Source organism: Oleiphilus sp. HI0067 (genome assembly GCF_001635735.1).
On record NZ_LWFI01001490.1, the window covers coordinates 1 to 824 of the forward strand.

The 824-nt window shown below is 43.6% G+C and carries 2 protein-coding genes; one reads left to right on the top strand and one right to left on the bottom strand.

Translation table 11 applies throughout. The features are described from left to right. The first annotated feature begins 73 nt into the window (after positions 1–73). Positions 74–550 carry a transcription elongation factor GreA gene (gene greA / locus A3739_RS24395; RefSeq protein WP_068477249.1) on the top strand — a complete coding sequence of 159 codons (477 nt, stop codon included), beginning with the start codon at positions 74–76 and terminating at the stop codon, positions 548–550. A gap of 81 nt (positions 551–631) precedes the next feature. Here greA and A3739_RS24400 read toward each other — a convergent pair. Then, on the bottom strand, positions 632–824 hold a 193-nt coding region (locus A3739_RS24400; protein WP_197472542.1), incomplete at its 5' end, for a YhbY family RNA-binding protein.

Genomic DNA, 824 nt, shown 5'->3' on the forward strand with positions numbered 1-824 from the left:
CGTCGCTTGCAGGATTTGCACTAAAGCAAGGCTATACTGATTAGCAGGATATAAAGCAAATTATAGGAAAACTATGAATCGTATTCCGATGACAGTGCAAGGCGAAGCCGCCTTGCGCGAAGAATTAGTTCAATTAAAAACCGTAGAACGTCCTCGTGTTATTGAGGCGATCGCTGATGCCCGTGAGCATGGCGATTTGAAAGAAAATGCTGAGTACCATGCAGCGCGTGAGCAGCAGAGCTTTATTGAAGGACGCATTCAAGAAATTGAAGGTAAGCTTTCTAATGCGCAGGTGATTGACGTTGCGGCAATTGAGCCTTCAGGAAAAGTAATTTTTGGCTCAACGGTAACGTTGTTGAAAATCGACGATGACTCAGAAGTGAAGTATCAAATCGTTGGCGAAGATGAGGCGGATATTAAGCTTGGCAAGATTTCTGTTTCTTCACCGATCGCTCGTGCCTTGATTGGCAAGAACGAAGGCGACGTTGCTTCTGTTCGTGTGCCAGACGGTATTGTCGAGTATGAAATCGACGAGGTTGAGCATATTTAATCGCTAGGCCTTACAAACAAAAAAAGCGCTCATGAACGAGCGCTTTTTTTGTTTTCGAGTTTTGATTCTTACAGCTTTGATCTACATTCTGATCAAGTTTGATAGCTTCGGATTTGGCTTTTTGCTACGGCGAAGCAATACGACGATTTTGCCGATGATTTGAACTTGCGTGGCATTTGTTTTTTCCGCCATTTCAGTCATAGCTTGTGCGCGAAACTCACGATCATTTGACGCAACTTTTACTTTGATCAATTCGTGTTGTTCTAATGCGCGA